Annotated in this window: 16 protein-coding genes and 1 pseudogene; 5 read left to right on the forward strand and 12 right to left on the reverse strand. The window is 63.8% G+C overall.

Annotated elements, in window-relative coordinates:
• Positions 1–130 precede the first annotated feature (130 nt).
• Positions 131–652, reverse strand: a complete 522-nt coding sequence (locus tag LPW30_RS15540) for a carboxymuconolactone decarboxylase family protein (RefSeq protein ID WP_051582550.1) — start codon at positions 650–652, stop codon at positions 131–133.
• Between the two features lie 222 nt (positions 653–874).
• Between LPW30_RS15540 and LPW30_RS15545 the strand changes: the two genes are divergently transcribed.
• Complete coding sequence (locus tag LPW30_RS15545) at positions 875–1,966, forward strand: ATP-binding protein (RefSeq protein ID WP_025280537.1); 1,092 nt, start codon at positions 875–877, stop codon at positions 1,964–1,966.
• 16 nt (positions 1,967–1,982) lie between these two features.
• Here the strand turns inward: LPW30_RS15545 and LPW30_RS15550 are convergent, their stop codons facing one another.
• The 7 genes from LPW30_RS15550 to LPW30_RS15580 form a co-directional block, all read right to left on the reverse strand.
• Entirely contained in the window at positions 1,983–2,540 is a 558-nt protein-coding gene (locus LPW30_RS15550) for a carboxymuconolactone decarboxylase family protein (RefSeq protein WP_025280536.1), read from the reverse strand.
• Between the two features lie 103 nt (positions 2,541–2,643).
• Complete coding sequence (locus LPW30_RS15555; protein WP_025280535.1) at positions 2,644–3,147, reverse strand: DoxX family protein; 504 nt, start codon at positions 3,145–3,147, stop codon at positions 2,644–2,646.
• A 47-nt stretch (positions 3,148–3,194) separates the two neighbouring features.
• Complete coding sequence (locus LPW30_RS15560) at positions 3,195–3,857, reverse strand: response regulator transcription factor (RefSeq protein WP_239681317.1); 663 nt, start codon at positions 3,855–3,857, stop codon at positions 3,195–3,197.
• Complete coding sequence (locus LPW30_RS15565; protein WP_239681318.1) at positions 3,844–5,496, reverse strand: ATP-binding protein; 1,653 nt, start codon at positions 5,494–5,496, stop codon at positions 3,844–3,846. The genes LPW30_RS15560 and LPW30_RS15565 overlap by 14 nt, the downstream gene beginning before the upstream one ends.
• Positions 5,497–5,515: 19 nt before the next feature.
• Positions 5,516–6,280, reverse strand: a complete 765-nt coding sequence (locus tag LPW30_RS15570; protein ID WP_239681319.1) for an HvfC/BufC N-terminal domain-containing protein — start codon at positions 6,278–6,280, stop codon at positions 5,516–5,518.
• Positions 6,264–7,166 (reverse strand): MNIO family bufferin maturase, encoded by a 903-nt coding sequence (gene bufB / locus LPW30_RS15575; protein WP_239681320.1) that lies wholly within the window; start codon positions 7,164–7,166, stop codon positions 6,264–6,266. Before bufB ends, LPW30_RS15570 begins: the two co-directional genes overlap by 17 nt.
• 73 nt (positions 7,167–7,239) lie before the next feature.
• Entirely contained in the window at positions 7,240–7,557 is a 318-nt protein-coding gene (locus LPW30_RS15580) for a BufA1 family periplasmic bufferin-type metallophore (protein ID WP_239681321.1), read from the reverse strand.
• Positions 7,558–8,043: 486 nt separating this feature from the next.
• On the opposite strand from LPW30_RS15580, the gene LPW30_RS16155 reads away from it, so the two are divergent.
• The 4 genes and pseudogenes from LPW30_RS16155 to LPW30_RS15600 all read left to right on the forward strand — a co-directional run.
• Positions 8,044–8,523, forward strand: coding sequence for a urate hydroxylase PuuD (locus tag LPW30_RS16155; RefSeq protein ID WP_025280529.1), 480 nt, complete (start codon positions 8,044–8,046; stop codon positions 8,521–8,523).
• 183 nt (positions 8,524–8,706) lie between these two features.
• Complete coding sequence (locus LPW30_RS15590) at positions 8,707–9,093, forward strand: hypothetical protein (protein WP_029762210.1); 387 nt, start codon at positions 8,707–8,709, stop codon at positions 9,091–9,093.
• Between the two features lie 156 nt (positions 9,094–9,249).
• Positions 9,250–9,696: a DUF302 domain-containing protein gene (locus tag LPW30_RS15595; RefSeq protein ID WP_025280527.1), complete on the forward strand. Its 447-nt coding sequence runs from the start codon at positions 9,250–9,252 to the stop codon at positions 9,694–9,696.
• An 822-nt stretch (positions 9,697–10,518) separates the two neighbouring features.
• Positions 10,519–10,767, forward strand: a pseudogene (locus tag LPW30_RS15600) (hypothetical protein); the annotation flags it as partial.
• On the opposite strand, the gene LPW30_RS15605 reads toward LPW30_RS15600, so the two are convergent.
• Genes LPW30_RS15605 through LPW30_RS15620 form a run of 4 tightly spaced genes read right to left on the reverse strand, consistent with a single transcriptional unit; the run spans position 10,704 to position 14,910 of the window.
• A complete protein-coding gene (locus LPW30_RS15605) occupies positions 10,704–11,882 on the reverse strand; it encodes an ABC transporter ATP-binding protein (RefSeq protein WP_239681322.1) in 1,179 nt (392 codons plus the stop codon). The pseudogene LPW30_RS15600 and the gene LPW30_RS15605 sit on opposite strands and share 64 nt — an antisense overlap.
• A gap of 3 nt (positions 11,883–11,885) precedes the next feature.
• Complete coding sequence (locus tag LPW30_RS15610; RefSeq protein WP_025280524.1) at positions 11,886–12,719, reverse strand: carbohydrate ABC transporter permease; 834 nt, start codon at positions 12,717–12,719, stop codon at positions 11,886–11,888.
• Entirely contained in the window at positions 12,716–13,618 is a 903-nt protein-coding gene (locus LPW30_RS15615) for a carbohydrate ABC transporter permease (RefSeq protein WP_239681323.1), read from the reverse strand. The genes LPW30_RS15610 and LPW30_RS15615 overlap by 4 nt, the downstream gene beginning before the upstream one ends.
• A gap of 23 nt (positions 13,619–13,641) precedes the next feature.
• A complete protein-coding gene (locus tag LPW30_RS15620) occupies positions 13,642–14,910 on the reverse strand; it encodes a sugar ABC transporter substrate-binding protein (RefSeq protein ID WP_239681324.1) in 1,269 nt (422 codons plus the stop codon).
• Positions 14,911–15,032: the final 122 nt, after the last annotated feature.

Consider the following 15,032-nt stretch of genomic DNA (forward strand, 5'->3'; position numbering starts at 1 on the left):
CGGGGATGAGGGGGTGCGGTGGGCACTGTGCCAGTCCTTGCCCCTCACCCCAACCCCTCTCCCCACGGGGGAGAGGGGCTCGATACATCTTTCATCATCAAGGGTGACTCACCACCGTGATGCATGAGAGTTAGCGGTATTCGGGATCAACCCGGGTGTGAAGCAGATTGTTGGCATAGGTGGCCAGGGTGAATGTGGAGATGATGGTAATGATCTCCAGCAGGTCCTCATGGGACACGCCCCGTTCCTCGAAGAGCCCCACTTCCGCCCGACCCAGACACCCGCGAAGTTCCATGATCCGGCGAGTGGCCTCCAGGAGGTATCGGTAGCGAAGCTGACCTGGCAGCCGCCCGGCCACGACTTCGGCGATGGTTTGGTTGTCGACGCCAGCCCGAGCGGCCTCCTTGGAGAAAACGCCCTGGCAGTAGATGCACGCGTTGTAGACAGCCACTTCAAGAACCACCAGGGCCTGCTCATCCGGCGGGAGTCTGCCGTGGCGTTCAAGCAGATGCTCCAGTTGCACAAAGGCCTCAAGCGATAGCGGATGACGGTCGAGCGTGCGGTAGAGATTGGGAACGGTACCCGCAAAATCCGCAGCCACCTGTTGCAGGGCGCTGTGGCTTGCTTCACTATCGACGTCATGGTCTGTCATGGGTTTCGGCCTTTGCATTGCGCCTGCTGCGCGACTTGGAGAAGATCCGACACGTGGCCCAAGGATGGCACTGCCGACGTGGCTTGGCTATCAGGGATAACCACAATCTCGGCCTTCGGGCTTCACATCCGGCCCTATCATGGCATTAGTTAAATCTTGGTCGCAGCGGATCGAGGGCCAGTCAACTAAAGGCTGGATAAAGACGCGGTCTGGGACTCTCTTATGATCCTTGCCGAATGCATCGCAAACAGCGAGCAGGGCATCGCCCAGTTGTTCGAGGAGCTCTACGACCCGGCATTCCTGATCGACCCGGCTCAAGAGCGTTTCGTTGGTGCCAATGCGGCGGCCTGTCGTTTTCTGGGTTATTCCGCTGAGGAGTTCACCCAGCTGACTCCCACGGACATACACCCCCACGAGATCCCGCGGCTGGATGCCTTCGTGGTGTCCGTTCATGAGCATGGCCGTTGGGTGGCCGACGACCTTTCCTGTCGCACCCGGGATGGCTCCCTGGTGCCTGCGCAGGTGCGGGCAACCGAAGTGTGCATCGGGGGGCACGTCTATATTCTGACCGTGGTGCGTGATCGACGCGAGGAACTGTTGGCGGAGTTGGGCCGTTCCATCCGCAAGCTCACCCACGATCTGCGCAATACCATGGTGGCCTCCCGCCTGATGGGCGATCGGCTCTGCCGTCACGAAGACCCCATGGTCAGGCGTAGCGCGGAGCTGATCACGCGGTCGGTGGACCGTGCCGTGAACATGTGTCAGCAAACCCTGGAGCTGGGCAATGCCGAAGAGCAGCAACCGCGGCGGGAGCGGTTCTTGCTGGGGGATGTGCTTGAAGAGATCCGGGCGGCCATCGGCCCCGAAGAAGTGGCCCGTGCCTCCCTGGACACCTCGCAAGCAGAGGATGCGGAGGTGGACGCGGATTTCGATCAGATTTACCGCATTCTGCTGAACCTGGTCCGGAATGCGCTGGCCGCAGGTGCCACACGCCTCCAGGTGATCGCCAGTCGTGAAGCCGATGTCTTGCGGATCGACCTGTCGGATGATGGCCCGGGTCTCCCGGAGGATGTACGTGCCCGCTTATTCTCGGAAAAGTCCGCTTCAAGAACGCACGGTGGGGCAGGGCTGGGCCTGGCCATCGCCTGGGAGCTGGCCCGTAATCATGCGGGCGATCTCTTGCTCCTGAACACGGGTCCGGGCGGCACCACCTTTCGGCTGGTGTTGCCCGCAGGGGCGCCCCTGGAAGGGACGCCATCAAAGCCCCAGTCTGACGCCAGGCACCGTGATGGTGACTCTGTGCCAGGGCCCTGATCCTTAGGCTCGTCGGTCAACCCGATACCGATGGTTCCCAGCGGCGACCAGCAAAAGGGGCATCCAGCGTGGTTGCCGTGACATGGTTGGTGTAGTTGCTCAGGGTCTTCAGTCCTACCCCCAGGATGACCTCCAGCACCTGCTGGTGGGTGAAGCCGGTCTCCAGGAAGTCCTCCACCTGTTCGTCAGAAACCCAGCCACGCTGTTCCACCACGGCCAGGGTGAACTGGCGCAGCGCCTCCAGGCGTGGATCATCGAGGGCCTGTCGTGCCCTCAAGGCATCGGTGATCTCTGCCGGCACTTCCGCCATGTCCGCGGTAATGCTGTGGGCCGCAACGCAATAGTGGCATTGGTGGCGTGTACTGATGCTGAGCAGGACCACGTGACGGTCGATCGCCGTCAGGCTGGTCTGTTCGAACAGGTTGTTCAGGGTGAGATAGGCCTCCGCCAATTGGGGTGAAGTGGACATGGAGCGAATCAGGTTGGGGATCATCCCGAACTTGCTCATGCTCATTTCACGTGCGGGTTCGGGTACTTGCGCGTCATCGTGCAGGGGGAAACGTTCTTGGTTCATGGCAGTTGGCCTCCGGTCATACACATGGGGTGTTGCCCCCTTGTCTGGTCGAGGGGAGCGGGCACTGCGTTACGTAATGTCACGTAGTGCCCGTGGTTGCCTGTCATGGGCGGCGGTACCACCGCGCCAGGGCATGATCGAGGGAGGCCCTTCCCGGCCCCCAGGTCATGATGGCCAGCAGCATGGCGGCCCAGGGTAAATGGTGCGTGGCCCACGCATCTGGAATGGTCAGCTGGATGACCACGGTCATCAATAACAGCCCCAGGGCCGCAAAACGGGTGCCCAGCCCCAGTACCAAGAGGATCGGCAAGAGGATCTCGCCGATGGCCGCCAGGTAGGCGCTGAGAACAGGAAGGGGCATGGGGTAGGTCTCACCGAACAGGTGCAACTGGAATTCGTGCTCGAACAGCCAAAGCGCCCCCGGAGAGAGCTGCAGGCCATCCCACTTGGTGAGCCCGGATCGCCAGAAGGGGATGGCCACGGCGATCCGCAACAGGAGGGCCGGTAGTGAAGCGGGCAGATACTGGAACCCCCGCGCGATAGCGTCGACAAGACGCACCAGCGTATGGCCGGCTCCCTGGCCCCGATGTGGGACAGATGTGTTCATGGACACGCTCCTCTGGTAGAGGCCGCCTATCAGCGGTCTTGATCGGCTCAGGACACGGACTTTTCATCGATGGGTAGCGTCGGCAGCAGGCGATGCTGATATTCGCTGCAGGCCAGGGCCAATCGAGCCAGGTGAGAAGCACTCTTGGCCCCCATCTTCTGCATGAGATTGCTGCGATGGATCTCCACGGTGCGTACGCTCACGTCCAGGTCGCGGGCGATGAGCTTGTTGGGTTGGCCATCCAGCAGTCCTTCCAGCACGTCGCGTTCCCGAGGGGTCAGCGAGTCGAGCCGCGCCTGCAGGTGCGCCACCTCCTGGGCACCCGCGCGTTGCTCGGCATCCCTTTCGAGGGCGTGTCGTACCCCTTCGATCAATGCCTGATCGCTGAAGGGTTTTTCGAGGAAATCCAGTGCTCCCTCACTCAGCGCCCGCACCGCCATGGGGATGTCTCCATGGCCGGTGATGAATACGATCGGCATGTGGATGTCCTGTTCCTTGAGCCGGCGCTGCAAGGTGAGTCCATCCATGTCCGGCAGGCGCACATCCAGGATCAGGCAACCGGGCGTTTGAGGTGTCACGAAGTCGAGCACCGCCTGGGCATCGGCAAAGGCGCGGACAAGAAAATCCTCGCTCTTGAGCAGCAGGCTCACCCCGGCGCGCACATCCGGATCGTCATCCACGAGATGAATATGGGGTTTATGGGTTGGCATGGTGAGTCTCCAATGGGAGCGTGAAATGGAATTCGGCCCCGCCTTCGGGCCGGTTGCGCGCGATCAACCGACCACCGTGGGCCTCGACCAGGGATCGGCTGATGGAGAGACCCAAGCCCAATCCCCCTTCCTTCCAGGTGGCAAAGGGATCGAAGAGCCGGGCCAGCCGCTCCGGTGGAATGCCCGGTCCGGTGTCGGTGACGGTCATGGTCACGCCCTCGCGGGTGGAAGCCACCTGAAGATCAATGCGCGCCGGTCTCAGGCCGTGGACGGCATCCATGGCATTACGCAGCAGATTGATCAGGATCTGCTCCACCTGCAGGGGGACCACGGAGACCCTGGGCAGCGTGTCGGGAAGGTCCACTTCCAGTCGGATGTGGCGTCGATTCAGCTCCGGTCGCAGCAGTTCCAGTACCGGATACACCAGATCACGGGGCGACACCGGTTGTTGCTCGGGGGTCTGGCCGGCTGCAAAGGCCCGCATCTGGCGCACCGTTTCGGCTGCCCGATGGGCGCCGGCGTCGAGTTGACCCAGTGCCTCCTGAAGGTCTTCCATTTTGCCTCGGGCCAGCAGGCGTTTGCAGGCCTGGGCATAGCTGGAGAGGGCACACAACGGCTGGTTGAGTTCATGGGCCAGACTGGAGGACAACTCGCCCAGCGTGCTCAGTCGTCCGGCGCGGGCGAGATCCTCCAGGTACTGGCGCGCCCGGGCCTCTGCTGCCGCGCGTTCATGGCTCAGGGCGTTAAGCACCAGCCCGGTCAGGACCAGCAGGGCCAACTGGGCATTGAGGGACAACAGGCTCTCGCCCAGACCCATGTCAGCGAAAGGCCCCAGACCCCAGCCGGTTCCCGACAAGGCAATGGCACCGGTGATCAGGATCAACCCCGAGGTGATCTGAATCGGGCAGCGTACAGCCGCCAGCATGATGAGCGGGAACACCGCGTAGGAGAGTGGCATCGCCACCATGGCAGGCAGTATGCCGGAGTACACCAGGGTGGTGATGCCGGTAATGGCGAGGCCCAGCGCCAGGGCCGCGAGCCGCACCGACCCCGGCAGGCGCATGGGCGCGCCCAGCCAGGTGATCAGGGCCGGAGCCACCAGCACCAGTCCCATGAGGTCTGCCACCCAGCACAGCCACCAGGTCTGGCTGAAACGCAAGTCATCCATGCCAACAGCCATGCCCCAGGCCCCAGCCAGGGCGGCCAGACCCGATGACGCCACGGCGCCAACGCTCAGCAGCAGCCACACATCCCGCAACCGGTCCAGTCGTGGCCTCATGGTCAGGCGCCGCAGCATGTAGCCTCCCAGGGCCACACCCGCGACCGTGGCCGCGACGATCCCGACCGATTCGAGCAGGGGTACCGCCTCTGAAGTGAACTGCCAGGTGATCAGGGCAGAGGCAACGCCCACGGCGGGCAGCATCCCATAGCCATAGAGGAACACGAAGGCCAGCCCTACGCCGGTGGCGGGCCATACCAGCGGAATACCGTGGGCATCCGGGGTGAAGATAAACCCCCACATGCCCACCGCATAGTAGAGGGTGATCAGCATCAGGCTGCGCAGCAACAGGCCCATGCCGCCGATCGACACCACCCGGCGCCAGTGACGTCGGGTCAGGGAGGGGGAGAATGTATTCATGTGCATGGGCCGGGTCCCGTCAGAATCGAAACGCAGTGATGCCGCCGCTGCTCAGCAGTACCGCAAGGCTGGTTTGCAGATTGAAACCGGGCTGTTCCACGGCCTGGGTGGCTGCCTGTTCCAGGTTGGCCCCCGTGCTCAGGGTCCGCACCAAGGCCGCCGTGCCCAGGGGAGCAGCGCAGACCAGGACCTCCATATCGGGTCGGCAGACAAGAGTGGCCTCACTGCCGCTGTCCCGATCGATACGTCTCACCTGTGCATCGTGGCGATTGGTATGCCAGATGGAAAGCGCCGGCCAGGGGGACTCCAGTACCTGCAGGGACGGATGCAATCCAAGGCGCAGGTGCCCCACTTGCGCGGGGGGTATTCGGGCCAGGGCCTGCGGGGGTAGGGGCGTCTGGTCCTGGGCATGATAGGCACGATGCCAGGCCCACTCGATGCGGGCCACATCGCCAAGATAGGGGAGGCGAGCGGCGGGTTCAAAGTGGTCGAGAAAGTCGGGAAAGGTCTCCCCGTAGTCGATCAGCACCGGGCTGTCGGGCAGCACTTGCCCCACAAAGCGGCGTGCAACGGCCTGAAAGAATGCTTCTCCCACCAGACGCTGCACCACGGGATAGAGTCGGGTCACGGCCTCCACCAGGCTGACGTGGACATTGTTGCGATAGACGCCAAAGCGCAGCGCCGGCGGTTGAGATCCAGGGTGGCGCACACCTGCGGGCGGCGGTGTCTGTGGCTGGCGCAGGGCCTGTACGAAATCGGCCTCGTATTCAGCTTGCGAGGGCATGGCCTGCCTCCGGATGCTGGATGTGCCGATCCAGCAGTTGCTGGGCCTTGCGGGACTCCTCGAACAAGGCCGACCATGGAGGAATGTCGTTGTCCCACTCGATCAGCACGGGCAAGGGGCCGGTGAGGGCCAGGGTGTGTTCCAGCAACTGCCACACGCCGGAGGTGGCCGGGCGGTCATGGGTGTCGATCAGCAGCGGCCGACCTTCATCGTCCCGCTGCGGGTCGTGGCCGGCCACATGGATCTCGGCCACCCGATGCATGGGGAACGCATCCAGATACGCCTGGGCCTCAAACTCATGGTTGGTGGCGCACACCTGGACATTGTTCACGTCCAGCAGCAAGCCGCAGCCGGTGCGACGCGACACGGCGTCGAGAAACTGCACCTCGCTGATCGTGCTGTCGGCCAGGTGAAGGTAGGTGGAAGGATTCTCCAGCAGCATGCGTTGTCCGAGCACGTCCTGCACCTGATCAATGTGGCGGCAGACCCGATTCAGGGTCTCGTCGGTGTAGGGCAGGGGCAGCAGGTCGTTGAAGAATCCAGTGGCGTGAGTGGACCAGGCCAGGTGTTCTGAAAACAGTCCCGGACGGTAGCGACGGATCAGATCGGCCAGGCGGCTGAGATGCTGGCGGTCCAGCGCCCGCTCGCCGCCGATGGACAGACCCACGCCGTGGATGGACAAGGGATAGCGCTCGCGGATGGCCGTCAGATATCGATGGGGCGGCCCTCCGGCGCCCATGTAATTCTCGGCGTGGATCTCGAACCAACCCATGTAGGGGCCCTGTTCAAGGATCGTCCGATAATGTGCTGGTTTGAGCCCTACACCGGCGGATCGTGGAATGGCATCCGGGGCGGTCAATGTCAGGGCTGGCGTCGGATCAGACATGAAACCTCCTGCGACGGATCAGGATGCCGCGTCCCTGCGGTATCGATGTCACGATGGGGCCAGGGCCGGTATGTCAGGACTGCCTCGGCAGGTCCCGGTCCAGTGGCTCCAGGCTGCCTTGTCGGTCACCCGGCAGTTCAATGTCTTCACAGGTGCCGGCAGGCACCAGGGTCCAGGCATTGCCCTGGTAGTCTTGGGTGGAGGTCCCTGAACAGGACGTGCCCGGCCCGGCGGCGCAGTCATTTTCCCCGGCGGGTGACACGCCATAGCATTTTTCCATGGTGGCCGAGGAGGCCACCGCGCTCGGCGCAGCCATGGCGCCGGCCACGGCCAAGGCAAAGGCACCGGCCATGCTGGCGGTGGAGAGGGATGGGGCGGTCTTCTGGGTCATGGTCGTGCTCCTTAATCAATGAAGGGCTGGCGGGGCCTGGGTCTTGCTCCAGGCTTGCGATTAGATTAGGGGGCAGGACCGGAAGGAGTAATGCGTAGGAATACGTAGATCGCTGATGTTCTTCACCGGTGGGCAATCGCCTGCAAAGTGGCGCGTCGCGATCCAGGCTGGATCGTTGTAGCCAGGCCATGCCTGCTCTCTGCCCGTTGTCGCCTGGGAGCGTACCAGTTGGGTAGGCCACCAAAGAAGGCGGCGTAGTTTTCCGGCAACCGTTGGGTCAAGAACTGGGATTCGCGCAGTTCGGCGTTCTGGATTTCCAGTTCCGAAGGATGTTCATGATTCAGGTGCCTGTCAGCTCATGGAAAACGGGTGGGCCTGTCAGCGAATGATGCTCAGCCAGTCCGCCAGGGCCAGCAGGGTCACCAGCAGCAAGGGAGGCGTGATCAGGAGCCCCCACGCCATCCTGAGGATCAGGACATCATCGCCGTGGCCACGGACGAGCCAGCCTTTGTTCAGGCTCGACTCCCCGTGCTGCCACTCAATGATGTGATGGCTATCCGGGGCTTCATATGCAAGTGGATGATGGCTTCCACTGTTTCCTCTTACTCAACCTTTGTTGATCGTGTTGGGCCTTTGGGTTGTCTGGCGTCGGTCTCCGGGGCAGTGTACTTGCTGCGGACCGATCAGTTTATCAATGCCTTCAGTCTCGGCTTGGCCGGAACCGGATCGTCTTACTACGGATTGACCATGGGCCTTGGGGCCTGGCTCGGGACCATCCTGTTGTTCAATGTCTGGTTCGTGATCTGGCCGAACCAGAAGAAGATCCTTGGTGTGGTCCGATCAAGGACGCCGGTCGACCTGCCCAGGGCCAAGAGGCATGTGATGATTGCATCGCGTGTGAATGCCATTCTGTCGCTGCCGATGCTGATGTTCATGGTTGCCGCCAAGCACGGTGTGGCCTTTTGAGGGTGATTTGTTGGTAGAACAGGCCAGGAGGCCACCCTGGCGCTCAGGTTGCCTGGGTTGCCCCGCATGGGCGAGGCATCCAGCCTTGGGGTACGCACCGTGGGTAAAGATGTGCGCTGCCCTGGGGGCACCTGACAACCGAGGCCGTCTCCGGATCTCGACGGGCCTATGATGAGGCAAGCAATGGTGATACCGGGCAACGATGTGATCCTCTCCCGCTCGCTGAAGGCGTTCGGCAGCGAGGGATTTGCTCAGGTGCTGAAAGAGGAGGTCTCGGGGCTGGGAAGCGGTGTCCTGCCCTTGCAGCAGGGTTTACGTACCGGCAGTAATAGCCTTGATGGCGGGTTGGAGATCATGGTGTTGCGCAGCAAAGAAGCGCCGGCCATCCTCAGGGTGCGCATCGGGATCTTCTATCAAAGCATCGTTGCCGGCTGCGCCTGTGCTGACGATCCAACCCCGGTCAACGAAAATACCGAATATTGTGAGGTGGATGTGGAAATCGACCGGCGAGATGGGCGCGCTCGGTTTAACCTGGTTGACGACGGGTCCTCCGAAAACTCCGAAGCGTAGATGGTTTCCGATGGGCACGTAACCGCAAGATCCGGTCACGCACCGCAAGGTCGTTGAAGCAGGTCCTAGATCTCGTCGCTAATCTCCAAGGCAAGTCCATATCTTCGGTTCAGGAGGTGGAGATGGCCGATCTGAACCGGCAACAGGAGACCCGACATGAACCCATGCGAACGTTCTTTCCTCTCAGCCTTGATCGTATGTGCCCTGATCCTTTCCGGTCCGGCGTTGGCCGAGCCGGATGACCATTTCATCGTCCGTGAGAGCGAGCAGCCCCGCGAGGCACTTGCCAGCGCGATTCGGCAGTTCGCCGAGAGCGATGAGGACTGGATCTTTCTGGCTGAATTCGATCTGGCCGGGGGTGCGATCACCGCCTTGAAGGTCTGCTATCTGCCGCTCGGGTCCGACATCCTGGATGCCGGGTTGCATGTTGGCGCAATGATGCCCTGCGGCCACATCGGCCTGTACGAGGAGAACGACAGCACGCGCCTATCAATGCTGCACCCCAAGTTCATGACCACCCTGCAGCCGCATCCGAGTCTCGAACGGGCGGTCGAACGTGCCGAGCCAGCCTTCGAGACCCTGCTGGAAGCGGTGTTGGACTGAGGTCGCGCGGCGGGAATCCTGAGCGGGAGGAGTCGTGTGGCGAACGGGCGCGGATTACAGCTCCACGCCCGTTCGGAGATTGTCACCGGTTCAACCGGACCGTCGGCCGAGCCATGCCCCGACGGGCATCAGCACGATCAGTGCAATCAGAACCAGCAGCATCCAGCTGGAACCCCCGCGCGACCCATCACGCCGTCTCCCACCGGGAGGCGCGGCGTACGGCTTGACCGGGTAGCCCGATCAACTCGGCCCAACTCAGGCCGGCAGCATTCACCAATTGGTCGTGCTCACACAGGAACCCTCGCGTACCTGCCGCTGGAGTTGTCGATCGAGCCACAGCACCTCCGCCCCCCAAGTTGACCCAAGGTTGGCTTCTAGCCGAGTCTAGTGCTCATTGGCATGAGATCAACCGGGGAATTGGCTCCCGGGGAACATCGAGCCCGTCGATGAGTGGGCCGGGCACGGTGACACCCTGGCGACTCCTGCTGTTTTCATCCAACTGCCCGGGCGGTAGCGGCGGCTACGACCTGTATCTGACAGCCCTGCCGGACACTGTGAGACACCGAATCAGACGGCAGATTCTGAATCCACTTCAGGTAGACCAGAATCGGGCCTGACCTGTGCCGCTGAGCTGGGACTGACGAGGTCAGTCGCCTCCCGGGTGATTTACCCTGGCCGACCATCAACGCGGGGACGCCATAGCATGGGGCCGTAGTAGAGCACCCAGGGGGTGATGAAGGTCAGCCAGATCAGGCCCCCCAGGTCCATACGCGGGGTCTATATTCGAGGAAGACGTACGCGCACGCGAGACCCGAAGGCATCATGCTCCCGACCCCACGCCCCGTCCACCGTTTGCCCACCCTGGCCGCCCTGGCTATCGGGGCACTCTGGCTGCTGGCCTCGCCCGCGCTGGCCGAGGACTACCCCGAAGGTTCGCAGATCGAGTGGAATGAGTTCGAACCCGAACTGTTTGAGGAGGCCGAGGGGCAGGGCCGACCGTTGTTCTTCTACTTCCACGGGCAATGGTGCACCTGGTGCGTCGATTTCCAGAACGAGTCGCTGGAAAACCCCTGATCTGGCGGTGATGAAAAGGCACAGATTGGATGGGTCAGTGTTGCCAGGCGCCGGCCGCTGGCATCGAACCAGTGCAGTTGTTCTGCATCCGGCAACAGGGTCAGGGTGTCACCGGGTGCCACCCTGACCTGGCCGGGCAGGCGGGCCGCCATGGGCATGCCTTCCAGAGACTGTTCATCGCTGAAGTACACCAGCACCTCGTGCCCCAGGGCCTCGACACCCTCCGCGACCACTTGCAGGGCATGGCGAGCGTCCGTGGGGCCGGAGAAGGCCTCCGGTCGCAGTCCCGCGTGGGTGGCCCCCTCGGGGGGATCGATCGGCAGGGGCAGCCACTGCCCGGCCAGCTCCCATTCCCGGCGTCCTGACTCGCCCCTTAGCCGGACCGCAAAGCAGTTCATGGGTGGGCTCCCCAGAAACCGGGCCACGAAAAGATTGGCAGGCTGGTCGTACAGGGTCATCGGGGTGTCCACCTGCTGCAGGATACCCCCGGCCATGACGGCCACCCGCTGCCCCAGGGTCATGGCCTCCACCTGGTCATGGGTGACATAGAGTGTGGTGGTGACCAGCCGGTCGCGCAGCGTGGCGATCTCGTTGCGGATCTGTCCGCGCAGTCGTGCATCCAGGTTCGAGAGGGGTTCGTCCATCAGAAATACCGCCGGATCCCGGACCAGGGCACGCCCCATGGCCACGCGCTGGCGCTGGCCGCCGGAGAGGGCGGCCGGGCGCCGCCCCAGCAGGGGCTCCAGGCCCAGGGTACGCGCCACGGACTGGATGCGCGCCTCGCGCCGCGCCCGCTTCATGCCACGCATCCTGAGGGGGAAGGCCAGGTTATCCCGCACGGTCATGTTGGGGTAGAGGGCATAGTCCTGAAAGACCATGGCCACGTTGCGCTGCTGTGGCGTGAGGTCATTGACCACCCGACCGTCCAGGCGGATCTCGCCCTGTTCGACCGCCTCCAGCCCGGCCAGAAGCCGTAGCAGGGTGGATTTGCCGCAGCCCGAGGGGCCGAGCAGAACCATCCATTCCCCTTCCGCCACATGCAGATCGAGATCCCGGATGACGGTCTGCCCGGCGAAGGCCTTGTGAATGTCCGCAAACTCGACGACTGCCATGAATCAGCCCTTGATCCCCGTGGAAGCGACCCCCGCCACGAACCACCGCTGGAAGACCACGAAGACCACAAGCACCGGCAGCACCATGAGGACACCGAAGGCCAGGATGTCCCCCCAGGCCAGCGGCGGCAGGGTGTGGAAGCTGGCAATCCCCAGCGGCAACGGCCGCACCGACTCCGAGGTGGTCATCAGCAGCGGCCACAGATACATGCCCCAATGGAACAGGAAGGTCACGATGGCCACGCTGGCAAAGGCGGCCTTGCTGTTGGGGATGACGATGCTGAAGAAGGTGCGCAGCACACCGGCACCGTCCACCCGGGCCGCCTCCTCCAGGGCGCGCGGCAGGCCCAGGAAAAAGCTGTAGAACAGGTAGATGGCCAGGGGATTGGCGACGAAGGGGATGGCCTGCACCAAGTGATCATCCCGCCAGCTCAGGGCCGAGAGCTGATAGAACAGGGGGATGGCGATGGCCTCGAAGGGGATGACCAGAATGGCCACCACCACGGCCAGCATCGTCTCCCGTCCCCACCAGCGCAGACGCGCCAGGGCATAGCCGGCCAGCGCGTTGACCAGCAACCCCAACCCCACGATCAGGCCATTGATGAGCAGGGAACTGGCCAGATAGCTTGCAAAGGGCACCCGCTCAAAAACGGAGTGGTAGTTGTCCAGACCGGCCTCCCGCGGCCACAGGGCGGCCAGCGAGGCGGCGTCGGCCAGTACCTGATCGTCCGGCTTGAGACTGCCCACCAGCATGAACAGGATGGGGCCGAAGAACACCAGGGTGCAAAGCAGCAACAGCAGGTAGGTGAACACCAGGCGAGGCAGGGTCGCGTTCATGCCGTGCTGCCCTCCTGGCGCATCATGCGGCGCTGCAGCAGGGTGATGCTCAGTACCAGCACGAAGAAGACCACGCTCATGGCGGCCGCCAGGGCCACCTGACCGCGGTCGAAAGCGGCACGCACCACCTCGTGGATCACCGTGGTACTGGCATCCTGGGGCCCTCCCTGGGTCATGATGCGCACCTGGTCGAAGACACGGAATGACAGGATGGTGGTGACGATCACCACGAAGATGAGCGGGTTGCGCAGCCCCGGCAGGGTCACATGCCAGAAGCGCCGCCAGGGCCCGGCACCATCCACGGCGGCCGCCTCGTAGAGGGAGCGCGGGATGGCCTGAAGGCCGGCCAGCAGCACCACCATCTGAAACCCGGTCCCCTGCCAGATGGAGGTGACCATGATCGCCGGCAGGGCCCAGGCGGGGTCATTGAGAAAGTCCCGGGGCGTCCAGGCACCCAGGGTGACGGCATTGAGCAGTCCGTTGAGCAGGCCGTCGGGACCGGGAGCGAAGAGGATGATCCAGATCACCGCCACCAGGGAGAGGGGAAAGACCACGGGCATGAAGAACAGCGTGCGGAACAGCCACCGCCCCTGAAACTGCTGGTTCAGCAGCAGGGCCAGGGCCAATCCGAGAGCCGTCTGCACGGGGACCACCACCAGGGCGAACAGGGCGTTGTTGGCCACCCCCCGCAGGAAGGCCGGGTCGCTCAGGGCCTCGCGGTAGTTCTCCAGCCCCGCAAAGCCTGCCGGCAGCGGCGAACCCAGCCGCAGGCCGGTGAAGGACATGCCCAGCGCCAGCAGGAAGGGGGCGAGGATGAAGGCGGTCAGGCCCGCCAGCGCCGGGGCCATGAACCACCAGGCCACGCGATGTTCCGGGTGTTTGCCGAGCGGGGCGTTCATCTGTGGGAACATAGCACAGGCTGTCAGTTGTCCGGATAACCGTGGTTTGCCTCCACTTCCCGGTCGATGCGCCGGGCCGCGGCTTCCAGGGTGTCGGCCACGGGGGCACCGTGGCGGATGTCCCGAAAGGCCCGGGCGAAGGCGTCGGTCACCACGGGATAGGCGGGGGTGCGGGGCCGGGGACGCGTGTAGCCGTCGCGCAACTGTTCCGCAAACAGTCTGAGGGCCCCTTCTGGACCGTAATCCTCCGATGCGGCGATCGCCGTCAGGGTGGCGGGCACCGCCCCGTTGGCACGGCTCATCTTGAGCACCTGCTCGGTCTCCAGCAGGAAGGCCAGCAGCTTGGCGGCCTGTTCCGGATGCCGGGCCCGGCTGGAGAGGGCCCATTGCCAGGATCCTTGACCACTGACCAGTCGGTCTCCGGCGCGGGGCAACGGCAACAGGATCAGATCTTCCCCCAAGGCATCGCGGTAGGCAGGCGCATTCCAGTGACCGCCCCAGGCCAAAGGCACGCGTCCCGAAGTAAAGGCGGCATCATCCAGATTCGGGTCCACCCAGCCCGCCTGGAACCAGCCCTGAACCGTCTCCAGTACCTGCACCGAGGCCGGGGCATCCAGATGGCTGCGGGCCTGTGGCTCGTCATCCTCCCCCATCACGCCGGCACCGGCCGACTGCAGCAGGGGCGAGAAGGCGTAGGTGAACCACTCGGTTCCATAATTAAGTTTGAGATCCAGCACCGGACCGCCGCTGGAGGATGAAGCCAGGCGCGCCAGAATCTCCTGCAATTCCTCCAGCGTCCAGGCATCTGCAGGGCCGTCGGGAATGCGGGCTTCCACAGCCTTCAGTGCATGACGATCGGCCCAGAGCCCAAGACCCGAGTCGAACATGCCCATTCCGTACCATTGCCCCCGCCATTGCCCCTGCTCCAGTAGCGAGGGCAGCAGATCGTCCTTGAGGGTGTCGGGCAGGTGTTCGTCCAGGGGCGCGAGCCAGCCGCGCCAGGCGTAGGCCGCCAGATAGGGGCCGTCCAGTTCCAGCAGATCCGGCAGGCGCCCGGCCAGGGCCGCCGCCTGCACCTGGCCGTTGTAGGACCCCTCGGGGATGAAGGTGACATCCACCGCCAGCCCCGGATTCGCCTTTTCAAAGGCCCGGACCTGCGCCTCCAGGGTGCGTCGCTCCGATTCGCGTCCGGCGTGGGCCCAGACGGTGATCACTTCGGTGGCCTCGTCCTCCGGGATCGGGACGCAGCCCGCAAGGGCCAGCACCAGCACCAGGATCAGCATCGTACCCATCACCCCCAATCGTCGACGGCTGGGCACAACACCTTTGCCATTCCGCCACTTGAGACGCGGGCACCACATACGCTCTCTCCTACCACGGCTGAAGTGAAATAAGTGAGGTTCAGCTGCAGTGA

Origin of the sequence: Ectothiorhodospira variabilis (genome assembly GCF_022227625.1) — a bacterium.
Classification (GTDB): Bacteria; Pseudomonadota; Gammaproteobacteria; order Ectothiorhodospirales; family Ectothiorhodospiraceae; genus Ectothiorhodospira; species Ectothiorhodospira haloalkaliphila.